Raw genomic sequence first — 22,709 nt, forward strand, 5'->3', positions numbered from 1 at the left:
AAGGGAATGAGAGGTCCGCTTCAGCGAGCCGCAAATTGTGCAGGGCTGCAAGAAGATAGTGCGAGCGTGAATTAAGGTCAACAGTTGCTAAACAGATGTTTTGCGAAGGGGGCTGCAAATCCGCAAAAATAATCGGGAACAGGCCAGTTTACAACGTAAGTGTGACGGGAAAATGAAGCGGCGTACCGCGACGCCGCTTAGTGGGAAGAATTGTCGTCCTGCTGCGGTTTGGCGTTAAACATATCGCACAGCATGTTCAACAGCATCAGGCGCACTTTAAAAGGAGAGTGGGTAAACACGTTCATACACCTCTTGAATTCATTCATAAGACCTCCTGATTCATGATCCCTTCGATCCGTGAAGGGTGACTGCATTACATACAGATATAGCACAGGCTATATTGTATAGCTATGGCTAATTCGTTAATTTTTTGTGCTTGTAGAGCTATGGTTTACAATGTGCGCTCCGTTACAGGGCGCTGGAAGCGTCAACCCCATTGAGGAAGCACAATGAACCGTCGCGCAGGTAAGCCAACAACAAAAAAAACGACGCAACTGGTGAACGTTGAAGAGCATGTGGAAGGCTTCCGCCAGGTGCGTGAGGCGCACCGCCGGGAGCTGATTGATGATTATGTCGAACTGATCTCTGATCTGATCCGTGAGGTTGGAGAAGCGCGCCAGGTGGATATGGCCGCACGCCTGGGGGTGTCGCAGCCAACCGTTGCCAAAATGTTAAAACGTCTGGCGTCGGTCGGGCTGATCGAAATGATCCCCTGGCGCGGGGTGTTTCTCACCGCTGAGGGCGAGAAGCTGGCGCAGGAGAGCCGCGAGCGACACCAGATCGTCGAGAATTTTTTACTGGTGCTGGGCGTCAGCCCGGAAATTGCCCGTCGGGATGCCGAAGGTATGGAACACCACGTCAGCGAGGAGACGCTGTTGAAGTTCCGCGAGTTTACGCTCAAATACGGTCCCTCCGCTGAATGAACATCCCCGGTTTGCAGGCCCTGAAACGCGATCGCTTTTTCCATCTTTTACTGATCACTGGCGTTGGGCTCAGCGTCTTTGTGCCCTTCACGCCGCACACCTGGCCGGCGGCCATAGACTGGCGCACCATTATTACCCTGAGCGGTTTGATGATGCTCACCAAAGGCGTGGAGCTGAGCGGCTATTTTGACGTGCTGGGGCGCAAAATGGTGCGCCGCTTCGCCACCGAGCGCAAGCTGGCCCTGTTCATGGTCTTTTCGGCGGCGCTGTTGTCGACGTTTCTCACTAATGACGTGGCGCTTTTTATCGTGGTGCCGCTTACGCTCACGCTGCGTAAGTTGTGCGAAATACCGGTTACCCGTCTGATTATCTTTGAAGCGCTGGCCGTCAATGCGGGCTCGCTGCTCACGCCGATCGGTAACCCGCAGAACATTCTGCTGTGGGGACGCTCCGGCCTGTCGTTTACCGCGTTTACCGGGCAGATGGCGCCGCTGGCGCTGGCGATCGTGGCGTCGCTGCTGGCGGTGGGCTGGTTTGCTTTCCCGAATAAATCGTTGCAGTACCACAGCGGTACAACCGGCCCCCAGTGGCAGCCGCGTCTCGTCTGGAGCTGCCTGGGGCTGTATATCGTTTTCCTTATCGCTCTGGAGTTAAACCAGGCGCTGGCGGGCGCGCTGCTGGTGGCGTGCGGCTTCCTGTTCCTCGCCCGGCGGGTGCTGGTGAGCGTTGACTGGACGCTGCTGCTGGTGTTTATGGCGATGTTTATTGACGTCCATCTCCTGATCCAGCTCCCGGTATTGCAGAACGTTCTCCATAGCGTTAGCGTTCTGTCGCAGCCGGGATTATGGCTGACGGCGATTGGTCTCTCGCAGGTGATCAGTAACGTGCCGTCCACCATTTTGCTGCTTAACTATGTTCCCCCAACGGTACTGCTGGCGTGGGCGGTCAACGTCGGCGGCTTTGGGTTGCTGCCTGGCTCGCTGGCTAACCTCATCGCCCTGCGGATGGCCAACGATCGCCGCATCTGGTGGCGCTTCCATTTATGGTCAATCCCGATGCTGCTCTGGTCAGCGGCGGTCGGTTTCGGACTATTCCTTCTCATATAGTGCGCAATTTGTCAGTTTTTCCTGGCAAATGTATAGCAACGTCCTAGCTTTAGTGAACGGCATAGTGTGATGCCGCTCACTGACAGGACCGTTGCTGAACTATGGCAGAAGATCAAAACCCACCTGCTGACGAGCAGGATCAAAACAATAACGAGCGCAAGCGCCCGGGGAAAAAACCGTTAATTATCCTTGGCATCGTGGTCATCGTGATGGTGATTGTGGCGCTGGTCTGGTGGTTTTTAACCCGTAACGAAGAGACCACCGACGACGCCTTCACCGACGGCGACGTAGTGACCATTGCCCCAAAAACGGCAGGCTACGTCACCGAACTTCGCGTGCGGGATAACCAGCGCGTGAAGAAAGGGGATGTGCTGGTGGTGATCGATCCGCGTGATACCACCGCCCAGCGCGATCAGGCCCAGGCCCAGCTTGGGCTGGCGGTTGCGCAGTTGCACCAGGCGCAGGCGCAGCTGGCGCTCTCGAAGGTGCAATATCCCGCCCAGCGCGATGAAGCCAAAGCCCAGGTACTGAAAGCTCAGGCGGATATGGCCAATGCGCAGGCGGAGTACCGCCGTCAGCGCGGCGTTGACCCGCGCGCGACCACGCAACAAAGTATCGATGCCGCGAACGCTCAACTGCGGAGTGCCCAGGCGGGTCTGGCCAGCGCGCAGGCGCAGCTGGAAGTGGCGGAGCAGGTTCAGCTGCAAATCCGCCAGCAGGAGACCAACGTCGAAGCCCGCGAACGGCAGGTCGATCAGGCCAGAGCGCAGCTGGAAACCGCCAACCTGAACCTCTCTTATACCGAAGTCCGCGCCCCGTTCGACGGTTTTGTCACCAAACGCAACGTCCAGCCCGGTACGCTGGTGCAGGCAGGTACGGCGCTGTTCTCGCTGGTTTCCCCGAACGTGTGGGTGGTGGCGAACTTCAAGGAGTCGCAGCTTGAGCGCATGAAGCCGGGCGACAAAGTGACCGTGTCCGTCGATGCCTGGCCGGATATGGAGCTGGAAGGCCATATCGACAGCATCCAGCAGGGCAGCGGCTCGCGCTTCTCGGCCTTCCCGTCGGAAAACGCCACCGGTAACTTTGTGAAGATCGTTCAGCGCGTGCCGGTGAAAATCGTCATTGATAAAGGGCTGGATCCGAACAAGCCGCTGCCGCTGGGGCTGTCGGTTGAACCGAAGGTCACCGTGGAATGACGGATCACAGCCACGATAACTGGAAGCCCGCCAGTAACCCGTGGGCGGTGGCGATTGTGGTCACCCTGGCGGTGTTTATGGAAATTCTGGACACCACCATTGTCAACGTGGCGTTGCCCCACGTCGCGGGGTCGCTCTCGGCCAGCTATGACGAATCCACCTGGGTGCTCACCAGCTACCTGGTGGCGAACGGCATCGTGCTGCCGATTTCGGCCTTTCTGAGCCGCCTGTTTGGTCGCAAGCAGTTCTTCCTGATCTGCATTGTGATGTTCACCATCTGCTCGTTCCTGTGCGGCATCGCCACCGAGCTATGGCAAATCATCCTGTTCCGCGTGATGCAGGGGTTCTTTGGCGGCGGATTGCAGCCTACCCAGCAGTCGGTGCTACTCGACTACTTCAAGCCGGAGGACAGGGGCAAAGCCTTTGGCCTTTCATCCATTGCCATTATCGTCGCGCCGGTACTCGGCCCCACGCTGGGGGGCTGGATCACCGATAACTACTCCTGGCGCTGGGTGTTCTTTATCAATATCCCGGTAGGGATTGTGACGGTGCTGGCTATCTATCAGCTGCTGGAAGATCCGCCGTGGGAGAAAAAGTCGGAAGAGAAGCTCACCGTCGACTGGACGGGGATCGGCCTGATCGCCCTCGGTCTTGGCTGTTTGCAGGTGATGCTCGACCGGGGCGAAGATGATGACTGGTTCTATTCGAACTTTATCCGCACCTTCGCAGTACTGACGCTGGTCGGCATTATCGGCGCGATCTACTGGCTGATGTATGCCAGAAAGCCGGTGGTGGATCTGCACTGTATGAAGGACCGCAACTTTGCGATCTCCAGCCTGCTGATGGCGGGGATGGCGATGATCCTGTACGGCAGTTCGGTGGTTATTCCGCAGCTGGCGCAGCAGGATTTGGGCTATACCGCCACCTGGTCCGGGCTGGTGCTCTCGCCCGGCGCGGTGCTGATTGTGCTGACCATCCCGCTGGTACTGAAGCTGATGCCGGTGGTGCAGACGCGCTGGATCATCGCCTTCGGCTTTACCTGCCTGGCGGTGTCGTTCTTCTGGTCCCGCACGCTGACGCCGGATATCGACTTCGAAACGCTGGTGCTGTTCCGCAGCGCGCAGTCGATAGGGCTGGGGTTCCTGTTTGTGCCGCTGACCACCATCGCCTTTATCTCGATCCCGAGGCGGCTTAACGCCGACGCGGCGGCGCTGTTTACCATGTTCCGCAACGTGGCGGGTTCGATTGGGATTTCGCTCTCGACGGCGGCGATCACCGAGCGCTCGCAGGCGCACAGCGCGCATCTGGCTTACCACGCTTCGCCGTTTAACGAGCAGTTCCAGCTGGCGATTCGCGAAAGCGCCCAGGCGATCCAGAACTTCACCACTCAGGTGGGCGATCCGACCGGCATTGCCACCGGGCGGATGTACCAGACGATGATCGAGCAGTCGCGCTTTCTGGCCTACATCGACGTCTTCACCATTCTGAGCGCGGTGGCCCTATTACTGATTCCGTTTTGTTTGTTGCTCTCGCCGGTTAAGAGCGAGGGGAGTGCAGGAGCACACTGATGATACACAGACGTTTACACCCCCTGATGATAATGATGCTGCTGGTGGGCTGCGCCGTCGGGCCGGACTACCAACAGCCTGCACCGCCCGCCACCACGCACTGGAACGATAAGGGCGACAGCGCGGTGAAATCGCAAACTTCCTCCGCGGCCACTAACCCGCGCTGGTGGAAAACCTTCGGCTCGCCGCAGCTCGACAGCCTGATTGAACGCGCCATCGCCGGGAATCTGACGCTACAGCAAACGGTATTACGCATTGCCGGCGCGCGCGAACAGATTAACCAGGCCGGCGGGGCGTTTTTCCCGTCGGTGAATGGCAATGTGCAGGCGACGCGCCAGCAGCTTGGGCTGGAAGGGGAGCTGAAATCCCACGGCGTGTATGACCACTTGAATAATGTCGATCCTGAACTGCGGGGCGCGTTAGGCCCGCTGACGCAGCCGATAAACCTCTATCAGGGCAGCTTCGACGCCCAGTGGGAAATCGACCTGTGGGGCAAGGTGCGCCGTCAGGTAGAAGCGGCCGAGGCGCAGCAGCGGGCGGCGATCGAGCAGCGTAACGATGCGCTGGTCTCGCTGGAAGCCGAAGTGGCGCGGGCGTGGCTACAGCTGCGTGGGGCGCAGAGCATCATTGCCACGCTTAATACGCAAATTGAAAGCGCACAGCAGACGCTGGATCTGACCGAAAGCCGCCAGCGGGGCGGGCTGTCGCCGCAGATGGACGTGGAGAACGCCCGGGCGCAGCTGGGCAATCTTGAAGCGCAGCTGCCGCAGTATCAGGCGCAGGAACGCCAGGCGATGAACGGGCTGGCGATCCTGCTCGGCAAACCGCCGGGCGCGCTGGATGCCGAACTGCAATCCGTGCAGCCGATGCCTGCCCTGCCAGATATTGTGCAGACCGGTATTCCGTCGACGCTGGCCCGCCGTCGCCCGGACGTGCGCGAAGCCGAGGCGAATCTCCATGCCGCCACGGCGCAGATTGGCGTCTCGGTGGCAGAACTGTTCCCGAGCTTTACCCTCTCCGGACAGTTTGGCCTGCGCAACAGTGAATCTAACTGGCTGACCGACTGGAGCAGCCACTTCTACAGCTTTGGCCCGCAGGTTTCCATACCGATTTTCCAGGGCGGTCGGCTGGTCTCCAGCGTCAAGGTGGCGCGCGCGCAGCAGGGGGCGGCAGTGCTGGACTATCGCCAGACGGTACTGACGGCGCTCGGCGACGTTGAAAACGCGCTGGTGAGCTATCGCACCGACCAGCAGCGTGAAGCGGGCCTGGCGAAAACCATCGACGCGCTGCAAAACGCCTTTGATCTCGCCAGCGACAGCTACCGGCAGGGGATCGCCAGCTTTATCGACGTGCTGGACGCCCAGCGTCAGCTCGCTCAGGCCGAACAGCAGCGGGCACAGGCGCAGGTGCAGAGCGCGCTTGACCTGGTGGCGCTCTACAAAGCCCTCGGCGGTGGCTGGGAGCCATATCAGCAGGTGCGGCTGCCAGACTACAGCGTCTTTGGCGACGCCCCGCGCGGATAGATTCAGAGGATTGGGCAAGAAACGGACAGGAACGCCACATTCGCGATGGCTGGGGGGCGGGTATAACTAACAGACACCCAATCGACATGCGAGGAAAGCGTTATGCGTTATCAAAAACTGGGCAATACCGGACTGTTTGTTTCTGAACTCTGCCTCGGCACCATGACCTTCGGCGGTGAAGGCGGCATGTGGGGCAAAATTGGTCAGCTTCAGCAAAGCGACGCCGAGCAGCTGGTGGGCCGCGCGCTGGACGCCGGGATCAATTTTATCGACACGGCAGATGTCTACTCGGAAGGGCGTTCGGAGGAGATCACCGGACAGGCGCTGAAGAACCTGAAAATTCCGCGCGAAAACGTGGTCGTTGCCACCAAGGTGTTCGGTGAAACCGGCACAGCGGGGGTGAACTCGCGCGGTAGCTCGCGCTATCACATCATCAGCGGCGTGAAGGAGAGCCTGCGTCGCTTGCAGCTGGATCATATCGATCTCTATCAGCTGCACGGTTTCGACCCCGCGACCCCCATCGAGGAGACGCTTTACGCGCTGGATAATCTTGTGCAGCACGGTCACGTACGCTATATCGGCGTCTCGAACTGGGCGGCATGGCAGATTGCCAAAGCGCTCGGCATCTCTGAGCGTCTGGGGCTGGCGCGTTTTGCCTCATTGCAGGCGTACTACACCATCGCCGGGCGCGACCTTGAGCGCGAACTGGTGCCGATGATGCAGAGCGAAGGCGTCGGGTTGATGGTATGGAGCCCGCTGGCGGGTGGTCTGCTAAGCGGAAAATACGATCGCGATGGGCAGAGCGCGGCCGGTAGTCGTCGCCTGGCGTTCGACTTCCCGCCAGTGAATAAAGATCGCGCCTTCGACTGCGTGGACGTGATGCGTACCATCGCCGAAAGTAAAGGCGTTTCCGTGGCGCAAATCGCGCTGGCGTGGCTGCTGCACCAGAAAGCGGTGACCAGCGTCATTATTGGTGCGAAACGCGTCGATCAGTTGGATGACAACATTGCCGCAACCGGCGTTCAGCTAAGCGATGATGAGCTGAAACAGCTGGATGCGGTCAGCGCGCTGCCGCGCGAGTATCCTGGCTGGATGCTGGAGCGCCAGGGCGAGTACCGTCGCAATCAGTTAGCGCAACAATAACCTTTCTTTCCCCGGTGGCGCTTGCGCTTACCGGGGCTGCGTTCCCTTGTAGTGACATATTAACGTTATGTCACTACACGAAATACCAATGGGCTGTTCTCTTCTTCCGCTGTTTCAGTATGCCAGCTTTACGAACGCACAGGGTGGTACCCGGGAAGAATCACTCCGGGCCAATGCGTGCGTTTCATTAATGCGCGCATCCGTGTATTAAGGATTGCCTTAATCCTCTCCAAATGATATTAATTATCATTCTTATTATAAAAATAATGGCAGTTTAAAATATCTGGCAAGGATGTGAGCTTAACGATCGATCACTTTTACGTTAGGCATGTATTAGGGAATGGGTATGAGAATTATCAAGATCTTCTGGCCGCTCACTGCGCTCCTGGCAGGGTTGAACAGTCAGGTATCACTGGCAAAATCCTCCGATGATAACGACGAGACCCTGGTGGTGGAAGCCACCGCTGAGCAGGTACTCAAACAGCAGCCGGGCGTGTCGATTATTACCAGCGAAGATATTAAAAAGAACCCTCCGGTCAACGATCTCTCCGATATTATTCGCAAAATGCCCGGTGTCAATCTGACCGGCAACAGCGCCTCGGGTACACGTGGTAATAACCGCCAGATCGACATTCGCGGCATGGGGCCGGAGAACACCTTAATTTTAATTGATGGTGTGCCGGTGACGTCGCGCAACGCCGTGCGTTATAGCTGGCGTGGAGAGCGTGATACCCGCGGCGACACCAACTGGGTGCCACCGGAACAGGTTGAGCGTATTGAAGTGATCCGCGGCCCTGCGGCGGCACGCTACGGTTCGGGCGCAGCGGGCGGGGTGGTGAACATCATTACCAAACGCCCTACCAACGACTGGCACGGTTCGCTGTCGTTATACACCAACCAGCCGGAAAGCAGCGACGAAGGCGCTACGCGTCGCGCCAACTTCAGCCTTAGCGGGCCGCTGGCTGGCGATGCGCTGACCATGCGCCTGTACGGAAACCTGAATAAAACCGATGCCGACAGCTGGGATATTAACTCCTCGGCCGGTACGAAAAACGCGGCCGGGCATGAAGGGGTGCGCAACAAAGATATTAACGGCGTTGTCTCGTGGAAATTAAATCCGCAGCAAATTATCGATTTCGAAGCCGGATATAGCCGCCAGGGGAATATCTATGCGGGCGATACGCAAAACAGTTCTTCCAGTGCCGTCACTGAAAGCCTGGCGAAATCCGGCGAAGAGACGAACCGCCTGTACCGGCAGAATTATGGCATTACACATAATGGTATCTGGGACTGGGGTCAAAGCCGTTTTGGTGTCTATTACGAGAAAACCAATAACACCCGCATGAATGAAGGATTATCCGGAGGCGGTGAAGGGCGTATTTCGGCGGATGAAAAGTTCACGACCAATCGCCTGAGCTCCTGGCGAACCAGCGGCGAGCTTAATATTCCGCTGAATGCGCTGGTCGATCAAACGCTGACCGTGGGTGCGGAGTGGAGCCGCGATGAGCTCGACGATCCTTCCTCTACCAGCCTGACCGTGGATGACAGTGATATCGGCGGCATTTCTGGCTCGGCTGCGGATCGCAGCAGTAAAAACCTTTCCCAAATCAGTGCGCTGTATATTGAAGATAATATTGAGCCGGTTCCCGGCACGAATATCATTCCCGGCCTGCGCTTTGATTATCTCAACGATTCCGGCGGTAACTTCAGCCCCAGCCTGAACCTCTCGCAGGAATTGGGGGATTACTTCAAAGTCAAAGCGGGGATTGCCCGAACCTTTAAAGCACCAAACCTGTATCAATCCAGCGAAGGTTATCTGCTCTACTCGAAAGGCAACGGTTGTCCAAAAGATATTACATCGGGCGGCTGCTACCTGATCGGTAATAAAGATCTCGATCCGGAAATCAGCATCAATAAAGAAATTGGGCTGGAGTTCGCCTGGGAAGATTACCATGCCAGCGTGACCTACTTCCGCAATGACTACCAGAATAAGATCGTGGCCGGCGATAATGTTATCGGGCAAACCGCTTCCGGCGCATATATTCTCCAGTGGCAGAACGGCGGGAAAGCGCTGGTGGACGGTATCGAAGCCAGCATGGCGTTCCCGCTGGTGAAAGATCGTCTGAACTGGAATACCAATGCCACCTGGATGATCACCTCGGAGCAAAAAGACACCGGTAACCCGCTGTCGATCATCCCGAAATACACCATTAATAACTCGCTTGACTGGACCATCACCCAGGCGTTCTCTGCCAGCGTCAACTGGACGTTATACGGCAGACAAAAACCGCGTACTCATTCGGAAACTCGTAGTGAAGATACTGGCGGTCTGTCGGGTAAAGAGCTGGGCGCTTATTCGCTGGTGGGGACGAACTTCAATTACGATATTAATAAAAATCTGCGTCTTAACGTTGGTGTTAGCAATATCTTAGATAAACAGATCTACCGATCTTCTGAAGGGGCGAATACCTATAACGAGCCTGGCCGGGCTTATTATGCCGGTGTTACCGCGTCATTTTGATCGTAGTGTTACAGGTGTACTGCCCGCGTCAAGGCGGGCAGTGTTTAGCGGCTTAATGAATGACAGCCTGCTGTGTTACCTGCGTTTTCACCACTGATATCTAACAGCGCTCCGCGGAAGGAGGCGTTGAACATCGGCCCGTGTCCCAGGTTTGGGAAATCCCAAAAGGCGGCATTGACGCCTTTATCTTCCAGCGTGGCGAGGGTGGCATGAATTTTCGTCAGCACTCCGGCAGCATGCGTTTCCCGGTTATCGCCCGGCGTCGCCGAACCTTCCATTATCATCAGGCGCCTGGCGCAGTATTGCGACGGCTCAACCGCCGTGATGCGGCTCAGTAGCGCATCATGGCCTCTGCCCAACGACGGGCTGGCGCTGTAATACGTCCGGAAATAAGGGGAAGACAGCCATGCATCCAGCACGAACAGGCCGCCGTAGGAGTGCCCCCACAGGCCGCGACGCTGCCGATCGATATTCAATCCCTGTTCCACCTTTGGCGCTATACGCGTTTCCAGTAACTGGCGGAAGTCGTTGCTACCCCCACTCTTACGGCTAAAACGCCCGTTGCGGGTATCCGTTTTGCCGCTTTCTGCTGCTGGCGTATAGTCGTAGGCCCTGCCGTTGAGATCGAAGGGGAGGTTGGTCTGATACCCGACAGCCACAATCACCGGCGGTGATTTTTCTGCCAGCTGTTTGAGCAGGTCGTCGTTCAGGCGGTCCATAACTGCGTTGCCGTCGAGCATATATAAAATCGGGTAGCCCGACGCCGGTGCGGATTTATTTGGCACGGCCGTCCATACCCGATAATGGCGGCTGCCATCGTCGGAGTCGAACGAGTTGACGCTGAAATGGTAAAACGCAGAGCCTTTATCGGCGATATTCGGCCCCAGTGGCTGCATATCCGGCTTTGCGAAAGCGTGCGCATTCCAGATAAGGGTGAGACCAGAAAGAAGAGTGACAAGCGCCTTGCGTGAGTGTGTTGGGCGATACTCGCGGGCATACATCTGATGTTTATTCCTTTTCCGCAGGTGACATTTTCTTTATTCAGGAAGCCTGTACAGTTGCCTGAAAGTGTTCGCGGGTCAAGTCAACCCTGGAGTAAACCAAGCCCGTCAATCAGTGCGCCGCGCCACCATGCGTAATCGTGACCCCCGGTGTACATTGCGCAATGGCTGTCGACGCCAGCGGTAAGCAACTGCTGATGCAGCCGCTGAACGTGGGGTACCGTCGAACCTTCCAGCGATCCCACGCACAGGCGGATGCGCACGCCCTGCGGCGGGGCAGAAAGCAGATGTTCGCTCACCCATGACGAATCGGTTTCGCTGAACACGTTTGGCCGGCTGGCACCCTCTGGCGTCCACCACATCGAAGGGGAGTGGCTGAGCGCCAGCCCGAACGTTTCCGGTGCGTAACGAGCGGCCATGAGCGCGCTGACCCCGCCGAGGCTCTGTCCGGCCAGCACGGTGCGCGAACGGTCTGCCCACCGCCGCTGCGGGTGTTCGGCGCGGATCGTCGGCAACAACTGGCCGGCGATATCCTTTATCAGCTCGCTGCGCCCGCCGAGTATCGCAGTTCGCTCGTGTTCATCGATATTATCGATGCCAAGTACAGCCACAGGCACGATGCGTCCGTTGTTTATGGCGGCGTCAATTGCCGCGCATACGCCAAGGTGATCGAACCAGGTTTCACCATCGGGCAGTACCACCAGGCCGAGGGGCTGCGAAACATCAACGTCCGGCAGATAGAGCCGAACCCGGCGCGATTCCCCGGCGAGAGTGCGCGCCGAGGTAAGCAATTGCCCGCTGGGTGACCCGCCGCGCCATTCGGACTGGGCGGGGGCTTTATCAAGCGCCAGCACCGACTCCTGTGTGCTTCCCCGAACGTTGATCCCCGGCGTTTTGTTTAGCGGATCGGCGTGCCCGACGAGGGTAGCAAAGCGGCCTCCGGACTGTGCAATCGTCTCGGCCGGGGTGCCGGGGGGGATTTCCACCAGCGAATAGGAGCCGCAGTAGCTTGCAGGTAAACGCAGTGTCAGAGTCCAGATATCCGTCGCGGGAAGGGCGGTCATCATCCCTTTCGCCACGTGCTCTTTATCCGTCACCCGATTCAGACGCAGATAAACGCCCTGTAGAGGGTGCCTGGCGCGCCACAGAAATGTCACATCACGCTCGTCTTTCGCTCCGTCGACTGGCGTCACCAGCGGTACATTTAGCGACTCAGCGTCTCGCCAGAAGTCAGAAAGGTTAGCAATGTGGCCTGCTGCCAGCTGGCTGCGCAGCCTGGCGATAGCAGAGGGATGTTGTTGCATGTTCAGCATTCACTCTCTTTGAATATGAAGGGTGTCAGTATAAATAGCTAAAGCGGCTATTCCGGGAACAGCCGCTTTAGCGCGTGTTTTGTAATGTCTTACGTGCGCAATTACTCTTCCACGATTTCCCCCGTGATGTCGTGCTGGCGATGGGGAACAGAGCTGCCGACGCTGTCATGCCACAAGCGGGTGTAGAGGCCGCCGGCCGCTAACAGCTGTTCGTGGGTGCCGTATTCCGCAAGCTGCCCCTTATCGATAACGGCAATCAGATCGCAGCGCTGCGCGGTGGTCAGACGGTGCGCCACAATCAGCGCCAGGTGCTTCCCGGCGTGCGCGACGTCTGTTAACGATGACATCAATCGCTCTTCGGATGTGCGATCCAGGCGTGACGTGGCTTCATCGAGCAGCAGGATGTGAGCATTCGCCAGTTGTGCGCGGGCCAGCGCAATCAGCTGGCGCTGACCTGCGGACAGATCGGCACCGCCGTTATTCACCGGTGTGCGGAATCCCTGCGGCAGATTGCGCACCGTCTCATACAGCCCTGCCTGTTGAGAGGCAATCTCAACGTCGTCATTGGTACTGGATGGCCGTGAATAACGAATGTTTTCCGCGATATCACCACTAAACAACGCCACATCCTGATCGACCAGCCCAATCTGGCGACGGTAATCGGCAAGCGAGGCATCATCAATTATCCGATCGCCAATGCTGATCCTGCCGTGGGTGGGGGAATACAATCCGGCGATCAGCTTAATCAGCGTTGACTTACCCGCACCGCTGCGACCAACGACCGCGACGACCCTTCCCTCAGGGATTGTCAGGGTAAGTTTGTTCAGCGCGGGTTGAGGACTGTCGGGATAACTGAACGTGACCTCATCAAGATGCAGCGCGCCGGTGGCGGGCGGTGCGGAAGAGGGCTCGATGTTCTCTGTGCCTTCGGTCGCCAGCAGTTCATTGATATGTTTGCCGCTGGCCGTCGCCTGCTGCCAGGCGTCGACAATTCCTGATAACTGCTGCACTGGCCCATAGAATTGCCCCAGCAGCAGGAAGAAAGCCGCCAGCACCCCGGCGGTCATTTCGCCTTCGGCGACTCGCGATGCACCCACCAGAAGAACGGCGGCATAGGAGGCCTCGGTGCAGAAGGTCAGGAACGGGAAATAGACGGCAAGGTATTTTTGCGCACGTACGCGGGTCGCACGGAACCGATCCGATAACGCGCGCAGCCGGGCGGCTTCCTGTTCCTGCTGGCCATGCGATTGCACAACGCGCAAGCCGGAGACTTTCTCCTGCAGGGTGCTGTTGACTTTGCCTATTTCCAGCCGCGCCTGCGCATAAGCAGGGGAGCTGAGGCGGCGATAAATCCAGGTTGCCAGTGCGACCACTGGCACCGCGCTTAATGCCGTCAGCGCCAGGAGCGGGTCGAGCCAGAACATGGCGGCGGCGATGGCGAACATTGTCACCAGGCTGGTGGCTGCACCGGCAAGGCCGTTTTGCAGAAAGCGGGCGAGAGAGTCCACATCTACGGTCATGCGGGTCAGACGCGAATCGACATGCTTTTCATGCCAGGGGAGACCAAGACGCAGCATATGGCCGAAGCTGCGCAAGCGCACCGTATGCTGGACTGACTCTGCCGCTCTGGCGGCGAAGACAGTCTGTAGTGAATAACAGCACCAGCTCACGGCCACCAGGCACAGGGCGAATAGGGCACAGAGGCCGATAGTCGACATATCGCCTGTGGCAACGCCGGAGTCAATGCCGCGCTGCAGCAGTATCAGTACCCCGACGCCTGCCGCCGAATCGAGGGCGATCAGCAGGGCGGCGATGGCGAACATCCACGCCACGGGCTTCAGCAGCGACGTAACTTTGCGGCCTTTACCGGCCAGCGCCTGCTGTACTGCATTTTCCGGCACGCGCGTCATACGGGCGACAAAGCCTTTATCCCCCGTCTGCGCCGCATCGTCTTGTGCCGCTGGTACGGTCGGCCACAATCCGTTAGGCCCACTGTGGGAAGGCGCGAGGAAATCGCCGTCGCCGGTCATCAGCGCGCGGAACGCCGGACAGCGCGCTTCAAGTTCTGCCTGGGTTCCGGTGTCCACCACCCGGCCCTTATCCAGCACCACAATCCGGCTGGCTAACTGAAGCGTCGAACGGCGTCGGGCAATCACCAGCAGCATATGCTTTTCGTCAGCATAGCGACTCAGCGCGGTGTTGATCTCCGCTTCAGTACCGGCATCGACCGCAGAGGTGGTGTCATCGAGGATCAACACTTCCGGCGCGGTAATGAGCGCCCGCGCCAGCGCGATTCGCTGCCTCTGTCCGCCGGAAAGATTCTTACCGCGTTCGGTTAATTGGGTATCGAAGCCTTTCGGCAGGGCGTTGATAAAATCGCTGGCTCCTGCTGCCCTCGCCGCGAGGCGAATGTCGTCCGCCGTTGCCTGAGGGTGCCCGTAGGCGATATTTTCCGCCACCGTACCGGCAAACAGAAAAGCATCCTCAAACACAACGCCTACCCGACGACGAAGCGCCTCCAGCCTGAGATCGCGGAGGTTCTGTCGGCCTGCGCTGGTGTTGAGCCATATCTCTCCGGCGCTGGGATCGTAAAAACGCGCCAGCAGCATCAGCAGCGTGGATTTCCCGGAACCCGATGCGCCCACTACCGCCACCGTTTCACCGGCGTGCAGGGAAAAGGAGACATCGCTGAGGATGCGTCTGCCGCCACGGTACTCGAAGCTCATATTCTCCAGTTGCAGCCCGATAACCTGACCGTTAACCGCCTCCGTCCCGTCTTCCATCTGCGAACGGGTGTCGATCAGAGCAAACACGCGCTCCACGGACGCCTGGGTGCGCTGGGCGATAACCAGAAACGATGCCAGTACACGGGTTGGCCCGGTCAGCATCGCGAGGAAGCTGGCAAACGCCACGAAGGTGCCGAGATCGATGCGCCCGTGCATAACCGACCAGCCGCCGTAGCACAGCAGGACGATTTGCCCGAGCACCGGTAGCGCCAGCATGGTGGCACCTGGCATCGCCTGCGAGATGGCCGCACCGATGCGTACCCGCACCATCTGCCGCGACTGGCGATCCAGCCAGCGCGTTTCACGCAGCTCCGCCACGCAGGATTTTACCACTGAGATCTGCGCCAGCACCTCGCGCATATGTTCGGTGAGATTTGCCAGTCGGTCCGAGGCCAGCCCGGTTTGCGCGAAGACCCGGCGACGCGCGCGCAGCGCAGTGATAGCCAGGCATGCCAGTACGCACACGACGATGAGCGTCATGGCGGGTGACATCCACAGCATCACGGCAATGCCGGCAATGTAATAAGTGAACACCGCCAGCGGCACCGGACACATCTGTAGCAGGGTATGCACCTGCTGCAGATCGCTGTTGGTCCGTGAAATCACCTGCCCGGTGCGCAGTGCGTCCTGGCCTGCGCCGTCAAGTTTTTGAATACTGTCGAATGCCCGTCCTCGCAGGGTGTGCTGCACCCAGAGCGAGAGCTCCCCGGCATAACCGCGGCGCACGTAGTTACCGATGAAATCAAAAAAGGCAATCAGCAATAGCCCGCAGGCCAGCCACGGCAGACGAGTCGGATTGCCCGCCAGCGCGTCGTTCACCGCTTGCCTTGTCAGCAACGGCGTCAGCGCGGCCAGCAGAATGGTCGAGACCGACGCTACCACTACGATGATGCTAAGTTTCTTACGTTCCCAGCACACGCGTGCCAGGCGAACTATCCAGGACCGCGCAGGAGTGGGAGAGTGAGTCGCAGGCATTAAGCCTCCTCCGTCTGTAAACAATAGGATCCAAGTCGGATCGCTGTGCAAAAAAAAGCGCCAGCCCGATCCGGTCCCGCATTGTTACGGGCGTATCTCCTGGATGCGTGCTGGCGTATGATCGTCATGACGGCGTAGTGGCTACCCTTTCTGTACCCTCGCGATCAGGCTTTTCGCCACCTCGCTCGGACAGGGTTGCGCTGCCATTTCCGCCGCTACCTCTTCAGAGGCGTCGCGAAGCGCGCGATTGTCGAGGAAAGCATTGATCATGCTGCTCGACAGGCCGTCGTCGCCGGGGATGATCCCGCAGCCGCGTTCGACAACAGCGCGGGCATTTACCGGGCGATCGGCACCCTGGCCGAAGACGATCTGTGGAATACCGGCGTGCAGCGCCGTCAGGGTATTGCCCGCGCCACCATGATGAATGAAGCCATCTGCGCCGTTCAGGAAGGCTCCCATGGGTATCCAGTCGACCAGGCGAACATTTGAGGGCAGTGAGCGCAGATCCGACCGCGCATTGGCCGAAAGATGCAGGATGATCTCGGCATCGACTTCACTGGCGGAATCCATCACCCAGGCGATCAGGTCAAGGCCGTCGACCATCGGTTTGACGGTACCGAGACTCACCAGCAGACGTTTACGGTCGGGCGTCCTCTCCCACCACGGTTCCCACACCGCGCCGCCGTTGTACGGGACGTACTGCATGGGAATAATGGGTTCTCCGTCGTTTTCAAGAATGCTCATGCTCGGTGGTGTTACGTCGATCCAGGCCATATCGCGCGGTGCGGCCCCAACGCCGTGGCGATGATAGGCGTCCGCGAGCGAACGCGTTACGCCTTTGATATGCCAGGGCGTATGGCCGAAGCCGACGGTTTGCATTACGACCGGTATATCGTATTTGGCGGCTATCAGAGGCCCGATGACGCCGAGCGGCGGGTAGATGATGAGATCGGGCCGCCAGTGTCCGGCAAACTCCACCAGGTGGTCGGCCATCTCTTCGCTGAAGAATGAGAAGTTGCCCATTTTTGTGCCGATGTTGCTTTCTTTTCGCTGTGCCTCGCGGCGGCGATAGTCAGCTTCAGAATCAAAACCGGGTGCGGCGTCAAATACCACCAGCCCTGCTTCTGCCGCTTTTTGGGCGAATTTTCCTCCGCTGGCGATCAGCACTTCATGGCCGTTAACGCGAAACGCCTGTGCCAGAGACAGCACAGGATACAGCAGCCCATAGAGAGGCGGGCCTACAAACAAAATACGCATGAGAAAATCCCTCTCCGCTTGACGAACTAAATCAGGAAGTCGACGCAGTCATATGCCAGCAGCAGGACGTTAATTTTCGTTAAGCCTGCTTTGACAGACGCTGCGTCCTTTTTGAGTTTCATCAGCCTTACGAACGGTCCTGTCGCTGACTATTCCGTGACGTAGGCTGGTGAATCGGGAATTCCTTGTCCCGGCTTCCATTAACGCTTACGCGCCGTTGTCCTTTTGAACAGCCCAGGCGGCGTCGTGATGCCACGCCGCGGTGTTCAGATGCATTTGTTGAGTGTGAGACCGTTCAACAAACCTGGAGAGGCTTGTTTCCTGATACCTCTGTATACCTTGCCAGATAAACCATCAGTGCAAATGCTAATGATAATAATTACTATTATCATATGTGAGTTGCAACTATAATTAAGCACTTAATGCACAATGAATCGATTATGGGAAAAATCGCAGGTGGGGCTCAGCAAAAGGGGACTCTGTGGATTTAGGCACAAAATCCCACGCTTGCGGCGGTTTACAGGCGGACCTGGTGATTCTGTGTAATTGATGGCGGGGGTCTACGATGACGCTACTTCACCAAATAGCGCGGGTTTACCTCCCGTAAATACTGGCGATGTTACTATGATGCCTGATTCACTGCTGTTTATCGTTATGGAAAACCTGCGTAATGTTAACAAAATTCCCTCCCCGACGCGTAATGACCTGTGCTGCGGCTCTGCTAATTATTTTTAGCATCGCCTTGTTCTTCTTCCTGAGAAGCCCCGAGGTTCCTGAGTATGTTACCGCTCCAGTACGCATCGGCGATATTGAAAACGCCGTACTTGCTACCGGTCGAATTGATGCGATTGAGCGGGTCAACGTTGGGGCACAGGTTTCTGGCCAGGTTAAGTCGCTGAAGGTGAAGTTAGGCGATCGTGTCACTAAAGGACAGCTCATCGCTGAAATTGATGACGTGCCGCAGCGGAATGATTTACGCAACGCAGAAGCTGCTCTCAACGTGGTAAAAGCGGACCTTCAGGCTAAGCAGGCGCAGTTGAAGCAAGCCTCATTGCGTTTTAAGCGCCAGCGCCAGATGTTAAATGAGGATGCCAGCTCGAGAGAAGATTTCGAAACGGCTGAAACCACGCTGGCCAGTACCCGCGCTGAGCTATCGGCACTGAACGCCAAACTCGTCCAGGCGCAAATTGATGTCGACAAGAAAAAGGTCGATTTGGGTTATACAAAAGTTGTTGCTCCCATGGACGGCATTGTTATTGCCGTTGTCACCCAACAGGGCCAAACGGTTAACTCCAGCCAAAGTGCGCCGACCATTATCAAACTCGCACGTCTGGACGTGATGACAATTAAAGCCCAGATCTCTGAGGCGGATATCACGCGAATTTCACCGGGACAGAAAGCCAGATTCACCATTTTCTCTGAGCCGGATAAGCATTATGACGCCACGTTACGTACCGTTGAACTGGCACCTGAGTCGGTTATGAAAGATGATAGCCTTGCCAGCAGTAGCTCAGCCTCAGGGTCAGGCACGTCAAATGCTTCGGTGTACTACAACGCGCTGCTGGATGTCCCCAATCCAGAAAATCGATTGCGAATTGCCATGACAGCACAGGTGACCTTGCTGGCTGGAGAAGCTAAAAATACGTTACTGGTGCCGATTCAGGCTGTGCACAAGGTGAGTGGCAACAAACAGCAGGTGCAGATATTGACCAGTGATAACCGGCTGGAAACCCGTGAGGTCAAAACCGGCATTACTAACAGTGTGGATATCCAGATCCTGGACGGTGTAAAAGTCGGGGAACATGTTGTGTTATCGCAGCCGGGTGAAAAAGCGCCCGGGGAAGGGTTTGTATCTTGAGTAATATCATAGAACTCAAGGGCATCAGCCGCACCTACAGGAACGGTGGACAGGAGCTCACCGTGCTTAAAGGGATTGATTTGACTATCGCTGCTGGGGAGATGGTCGCGATCATCGGCGCCTCCGGTTCCGGTAAGTCAACCCTGATGAATATTATGGGCTGTCTCGATGTCCCTGATTGTGGCGATTACTTTATCAGCGGTCAAAATGCCGCCCAGCTTTCACCTGACGATCTGGCAAGGATCCGCCGTGAGCACATCGGTTTTATCTTCCAGCGTTATCATTTAATGCCCGACCTGAGCGCGTTAAGTAACGTTGAAATTCCGGCGATTTATGCCAATAGTGAGCGCGAAAAGCGCCGTCTGCGCGCGGCGACATTGCTTGGAAGACTCGGGCTGGAAGGTCGTGAACATCATAAACCGGGAGAGCTTTCAGGCGGCCAGCAGCAGCGTGTGAGTATTGCCCGCTCGCTGATTAACGGCGGTGAAATCATTCTGGCGGATGAACCCACCGGCGCGCTGGATACGCAGTCCGGTCAGGAGGTACTGTCAATACTCAGTGAACTGAATCAGCGTGGCCATACCGTGGTTATGGTGACACATGATATGAAGGTAGCGCAGCATGCTAACCGTATTATTGAGCTGCGTGACGGTGAAATTATTTCTGATACCGGCAGTCGTGTTACCTCCGGGGTTGCCCTTAAACGACCTGACAGCGTTCAGCAAAGCTGGTGGCAAAGTATTGTTGACCGTACCCGTGAATCCCTGCACATGGCGTTAAAAGCGATGAATGCGCATCGCCTGCGCACGACGTTAACCATGACGGGCATTATTTTTGGTATCGCCGCGGTTGTTACGGTGGTGGCACTGGGAGAAGGCGCGAAACAGCGAACCCTTGATAATATCAAGGAGCTTGGAACCAACGTGGTGAGCATCTACCCGGGAAGGGATTTCTTTGACGACAGCACTGAAGCCATTCGTACACTGGTCCCGGCAGACGCCGAAGCATTAGCAAAGCAGGGGTTTGTTGACAGCGTCAGCCCCGAAGTTAACGCTTCCGACAACATTCGCTTTCTGGGTAAATCCGCTACCGCCACGATCAATGGCGTTGGGCGCGATCATTTTCGCGTAAACGGTATTGAACTGTTGCAGGGATCAACTTTCCAGGACGATCGAAATGCCTCGCAGGAAGTCATCATTGATGAAAACGCCCGCAAGGCGTTATTTGACGATGCGGGACTCAAGGCACTTGGGCAAATCGTTTTTCTGGGTTCCGTGCCTGCACGGGTTGTCGGCATCGCCAAAGGGAACAGCCGAAGCTATGCGCCTAATCGCATTAACGTCTGGATGCCTTACAGCACGGTGATGTATCGAATGACAGGAAAACCGGTGTTGACCAGCATCAGCGTAAGGCTTAAGGATGATGTTGCCAACGAGGCAGCGGTCAGCGCTATTTCTCAGCTTCTCACTCAACGCCACGGCGTGAAAGACTTCCAGCTTTATAATTTCGAGCAGATTCGACAATCAATCGAACGGACCTCAATGACCTTTAGCATCCTGATTCTGATGGTGGCCTGCATCTCGCTGATGATCGGCAGCATTGGGGTGATGAATATCATGCTGGTGTCGGTCACGGAACGGACCCATGAGATTGGCGTACGAATGGCGGTCGGTGCGCGTCAGGGCGATATCATGCAGCAGTTTATGATTGAGGCTGTGCTGGTATGTCTAATAGGCGGAGTGTTAGGTATTGCACTGTCGTATGCCGCCGGAGCGCTGTTCACCGCGCTGGCAGGGGGCATTTTCACCGCCATTTATTCGTGGCAGGCCGCTGCTGCCGCATTCTTCTGCTCAACTTTAATCGGCATGATCTTTGGTTATCTCCCTGCCCGCAAGGCAGCAAGGATGGATCCGGTCGTTTCACTGGCCAGCGAGTAACCCATGAAAATATTATCCCCTTTAACGGTATGCCTTGCTGTCCTGCTTAGTGCTGGCTGCGCCGACTCTCTGAAAAGCGACTATCAGCCTCCTGAGGTGAAATACCCTGCCAACTGGTATCAGGCGGATGCTGCGGAGGAGAGGATGCCGTTCGACTGGCAGGCCTTTAACGATCCAGACCTCGACGGCTGGCTGCGGCAGGTGATGGTGCGCAATAACGATGTCGCTGGAGCAGTATTGCGTGTTTATCGCGCCCGCCTGGAAGAAGAGCGGATTGGCATCACAAACGATCCGGGACTAAAAGGTTCGCTCGCGCTTGACGGTAAAAAACAGCTGAACAGCTCAGCCAACTGGAGCAGGGGCAGCGTTGCCAGTATTAATACCAGCTATGAGCTGGATCTGTGGGGCAAAATAGCGCGGCAGCGCGATGCGAAGGCGTGGGCACGTTTTGCCTCGGAAGAGGATCTGCGTTCTGCACGCCTGACGCTGCTTTCAAATGCCAGTAATAATTACTGGCGCTTAGGCTTTATTAACCAGCAGCTGTCTGTCCTGCAACAAAGCATCGACTATGCAAAAGAGACGCTGCGCCTGGCTAACGCGCGCTATGCCGCGGGCGGTGCCTCCTCTCTGGATGTTGTGGATGCTCAGCAGGGCGTGCTTTCGCAGGAAAACAGGCTGGCGGCGTTGAAGAATGAACGTTTACAGGCGCTCAATCAGCAAGCCGTTTTGCTTGGAACCGCGCCGGGCAGCGCGATAGTCGAACCGAAAGCGTTACCAATGGGACCACTGCCGCAGGTCAGTGGAAAGATCCCGGTCAACGTGCTGCGGCATCGACCCGATATCAGCGCTAAAGAGTGGCGGGTACGGGAAGCATTGGCCACCGTTGATGTCCAGCGTACTGCATTTTATCCAGCGTTTAGTCTGACCGGCTCGCTTGGCACCAGCAGCAGCAGCCTTATCGCCTTCCTGGAAAATCCTGTAGGCTCTGTTGGAGCAAACCTGACCCTGCCGTTCCTGGAATGGAGAGAAAGGGGCATGGACGTGAAGATTGCCCGAAACGACTACGAGCAACGGGTTCTGGAGTTTAAACAGGAACTTTACAAGGCGATGAGTAGCATAGAAGATGCGCTTGCTTTGCGTCATCAACTCCTGGAACAGGAGACGCTTCTACGTGAAGGCCTGGAACTGGCGAAAAAATCAGAGAGGCTAAACGAAGTTCGCTATCGCCAGGGCGCGGTGCGAATTTCTTTCTGGCTTGATGCTCAGGAGAAACGCCGTCAGGCCGAACTGGCACTGTATGAAAATCGCTTTAACCAGTTAAATAATCTGGCAAAAATCTATATGGAGTTCGGCGGTTCGGCATCTTTCCCCTGAATTGCGCAGACTCATTTACGTCTGGCAGCAATAGGACTTGCTGCCAGGGCGCAGTTCGCAAGACATCCCTCGTCATTATTCAAACCCATCTCACAAAAATCGTTCCTCCCCTTTGATCGAAATTCCATCTCCGGCTATATGACTAGTCATATAATTTAAATGACTAGT

Annotated in this window: 15 protein-coding genes; 10 read left to right on the forward strand and 5 right to left on the reverse strand. The window is 57.1% G+C overall.

What is annotated here, in order from left to right; all coding sequences use genetic code 11:
- Positions 1-197: 197 nt before the first annotated feature.
- A complete protein-coding gene (gene mntS, locus L463_RS11615) occupies positions 198-326 on the reverse strand; it encodes a manganase accumulation protein MntS (protein ID WP_017384915.1) in 129 nt (42 codons plus the stop codon).
- 183 nt (positions 327-509) lie between these two features.
- Between mntS and mntR the strand changes: the two genes are divergently transcribed.
- The 7 genes from mntR to iroN all read left to right on the forward strand — a co-directional run bounded on the left by mntR (position 510) and on the right by iroN (position 10,040).
- Positions 510-983, forward strand: a complete 474-nt coding sequence (mntR, locus tag L463_RS11610) for a manganese-binding transcriptional regulator MntR (RefSeq protein WP_015571059.1) — start codon at positions 510-512, stop codon at positions 981-983.
- Complete coding sequence (locus tag L463_RS11605; RefSeq protein ID WP_032102656.1) at positions 980-2,089, forward strand: anion transporter; 1,110 nt, start codon at positions 980-982, stop codon at positions 2,087-2,089. Before mntR ends, L463_RS11605 begins: the two co-directional genes overlap by 4 nt.
- 101 nt (positions 2,090-2,190) lie before the next feature.
- On the forward strand, positions 2,191-3,285 hold the full coding sequence (locus L463_RS11600) for an HlyD family secretion protein (protein WP_015571057.1): 1,095 nt from the start codon (positions 2,191-2,193) through the stop codon (positions 3,283-3,285).
- The gene (locus L463_RS11595; RefSeq protein ID WP_015571056.1) at positions 3,282-4,853 is read left to right on the forward strand and encodes a DHA2 family efflux MFS transporter permease subunit; all 1,572 of its coding nucleotides are present in this window, start codon (positions 3,282-3,284) and stop codon (positions 4,851-4,853) included. Before L463_RS11600 ends, L463_RS11595 begins: the two co-directional genes overlap by 4 nt.
- Positions 4,853-6,376 carry an efflux transporter outer membrane subunit gene (locus L463_RS11590; protein WP_032673173.1) on the forward strand — a complete coding sequence of 508 codons (1,524 nt, stop codon included), beginning with the start codon at positions 4,853-4,855 and terminating at the stop codon, positions 6,374-6,376. Before L463_RS11595 ends, L463_RS11590 begins: the two co-directional genes overlap by 1 nt.
- A gap of 102 nt (positions 6,377-6,478) precedes the next feature.
- A complete protein-coding gene (locus tag L463_RS11585; RefSeq protein ID WP_017384912.1) occupies positions 6,479-7,519 on the forward strand; it encodes an aldo/keto reductase in 1,041 nt (346 codons plus the stop codon).
- A 346-nt stretch (positions 7,520-7,865) separates the two neighbouring features.
- Positions 7,866-10,040, forward strand: coding sequence for a siderophore salmochelin receptor IroN (iroN, locus tag L463_RS11580; RefSeq protein ID WP_108454204.1), 2,175 nt, complete (start codon positions 7,866-7,868; stop codon positions 10,038-10,040).
- Between the two features lie 44 nt (positions 10,041-10,084).
- Here the strand turns inward: iroN and L463_RS11575 are convergent, their stop codons facing one another.
- The 4 genes from L463_RS11575 to iroB all read right to left on the reverse strand — a co-directional run bounded on the left by L463_RS11575 (position 10,085) and on the right by iroB (position 17,372).
- Positions 10,085-11,041, reverse strand: coding sequence for an alpha/beta hydrolase (locus tag L463_RS11575; RefSeq protein WP_032102659.1), 957 nt, complete (start codon positions 11,039-11,041; stop codon positions 10,085-10,087).
- An 83-nt stretch (positions 11,042-11,124) separates the two neighbouring features.
- Positions 11,125-12,354, reverse strand: a complete 1,230-nt coding sequence (locus L463_RS11570; RefSeq protein ID WP_032102662.1) for an esterase family protein — start codon at positions 12,352-12,354, stop codon at positions 11,125-11,127.
- 101 nt (positions 12,355-12,455) lie between these two features.
- Positions 12,456-16,115, reverse strand: coding sequence for a salmochelin/enterobactin export ABC transporter IroC (iroC, locus tag L463_RS11565; protein ID WP_045349287.1), 3,660 nt, complete (start codon positions 16,113-16,115; stop codon positions 12,456-12,458).
- Between the two features lie 141 nt (positions 16,116-16,256).
- Positions 16,257-17,372 carry a salmochelin biosynthesis C-glycosyltransferase IroB gene (gene iroB / locus L463_RS11560; RefSeq protein WP_017384908.1) on the reverse strand — a complete coding sequence of 372 codons (1,116 nt, stop codon included), beginning with the start codon at positions 17,370-17,372 and terminating at the stop codon, positions 16,257-16,259.
- A gap of 670 nt (positions 17,373-18,042) precedes the next feature.
- On the opposite strand from iroB, the gene L463_RS11555 reads away from it, so the two are divergent.
- Genes L463_RS11555 through L463_RS11545 form a run of 3 tightly spaced genes read left to right on the forward strand, consistent with a single transcriptional unit; the run spans position 18,043 to position 22,541 of the window.
- Positions 18,043-19,230, forward strand: coding sequence for a macrolide efflux RND transporter periplasmic adaptor subunit EtsA (locus L463_RS11555; RefSeq protein WP_023303343.1), 1,188 nt, complete (start codon positions 18,043-18,045; stop codon positions 19,228-19,230).
- The gene (locus L463_RS11550) at positions 19,227-21,167 is read left to right on the forward strand and encodes a MacB family efflux pump subunit (protein ID WP_023303344.1); all 1,941 of its coding nucleotides are present in this window, start codon (positions 19,227-19,229) and stop codon (positions 21,165-21,167) included. The genes L463_RS11555 and L463_RS11550 overlap by 4 nt, the downstream gene beginning before the upstream one ends.
- Before the next feature lie 3 nt (positions 21,168-21,170).
- Entirely contained in the window at positions 21,171-22,541 is a 1,371-nt protein-coding gene (locus tag L463_RS11545; RefSeq protein WP_032102664.1) for a macrolide efflux RND transporter outer membrane subunit EtsC, read from the forward strand.
- Positions 22,542-22,709: the final 168 nt, after the last annotated feature.

This window comes from Enterobacter sp. BIDMC 27 (genome assembly GCF_000534415.1).
GTDB lineage: Bacteria > Pseudomonadota > Gammaproteobacteria > Enterobacterales > Enterobacteriaceae > Enterobacter > Enterobacter hormaechei_C.

Bases quoted from the DNA above. Each gene is read 5' to 3' on its own strand.
- mntS (WP_017384915.1), bottom strand. From the start codon at position 326: ATGAATGAATTCAAGAGGTGTATGAACGTGTTTACCCACTCTCCTTTT.
- mntR (WP_015571059.1), top strand. From the start codon at position 510: ATGAACCGTCGCGCAGGTAAGCCAACAACAAAAAAAACGACGCAACTG.
- L463_RS11605 (WP_032102656.1), top strand. From the start codon at position 980: ATGAACATCCCCGGTTTGCAGGCCCTGAAACGCGATCGCTTTTTCCAT.
- L463_RS11600 (WP_015571057.1), top strand. From the start codon at position 2,191: ATGGCAGAAGATCAAAACCCACCTGCTGACGAGCAGGATCAAAACAAT.
- L463_RS11595 (WP_015571056.1), top strand. From the start codon at position 3,282: ATGACGGATCACAGCCACGATAACTGGAAGCCCGCCAGTAACCCGTGG.
- L463_RS11590 (WP_032673173.1), top strand. From the start codon at position 4,853: ATGATACACAGACGTTTACACCCCCTGATGATAATGATGCTGCTGGTG.
- L463_RS11585 (WP_017384912.1), top strand. From the start codon at position 6,479: ATGCGTTATCAAAAACTGGGCAATACCGGACTGTTTGTTTCTGAACTC.
- iroN (WP_108454204.1), top strand. From the start codon at position 7,866: ATGAGAATTATCAAGATCTTCTGGCCGCTCACTGCGCTCCTGGCAGGG.
- L463_RS11575 (WP_032102659.1), bottom strand. From the start codon at position 11,041: ATGTATGCCCGCGAGTATCGCCCAACACACTCACGCAAGGCGCTTGTC.
- L463_RS11570 (WP_032102662.1), bottom strand. From the start codon at position 12,354: ATGCTGAACATGCAACAACATCCCTCTGCTATCGCCAGGCTGCGCAGC.
- iroC (WP_045349287.1), bottom strand. From the start codon at position 16,115: ATGCCTGCGACTCACTCTCCCACTCCTGCGCGGTCCTGGATAGTTCGC.
- iroB (WP_017384908.1), bottom strand. From the start codon at position 17,372: ATGCGTATTTTGTTTGTAGGCCCGCCTCTCTATGGGCTGCTGTATCCT.
- L463_RS11555 (WP_023303343.1), top strand. From the start codon at position 18,043: ATGTTAACAAAATTCCCTCCCCGACGCGTAATGACCTGTGCTGCGGCT.
- L463_RS11545 (WP_032102664.1), top strand. From the start codon at position 21,171: ATGAAAATATTATCCCCTTTAACGGTATGCCTTGCTGTCCTGCTTAGT.